A 383-nucleotide genomic window follows, 5' to 3' on the forward strand; every position below is an offset into this window, starting at 1 on the left:
TTGCGTGCCTTCGTTGACGCCATCGTTGACGCCATTTTGCCCGGCAAGCGTGCCGGCTGTACCGTCGATGCTGACAGACACGATGGTCCGGGTACCAGCGGCGTTGCGAAGGCTGTGCGGGCAGACGACAACGAGCTTGGTGCCTGCTGGACCAACGTTGGGCGTAAATGTGTGCGGGTCAGTCGTGGCGTTGTCGGTAAAGGTGCCGATGTATGTGACGGTTGGGCCTGACGGCGCCGCAGCATCCGCAAACTGGTCGATGACGATCGAGAACGGCCCGGCATCGGCATTGCTGAACCACAGCGCAATGCCGAAGGTGAGAACGCCAGAGACGTTAGTGAACGGCGTCAGCGAAAAGTCGGAAAGCTCCTCGACCCAGGTCA

The 383-nt window shown here is 60.8% G+C and carries 1 protein-coding gene; it reads right to left on the minus strand.

The window, feature by feature from the left end; translation table 11 throughout:
- Positions 1-383: hypothetical protein (locus EOB59_RS35575; RefSeq protein ID WP_164895877.1), on the minus strand; the 383-nt coding region annotated here is incomplete at both ends.

The organism is Mesorhizobium sp. M7A.F.Ca.MR.176.00.0.0 (assembly GCF_004023165.1).
In the GTDB taxonomy this organism is placed as follows: domain Bacteria; phylum Pseudomonadota; class Alphaproteobacteria; order Rhizobiales; family Rhizobiaceae; genus Mesorhizobium.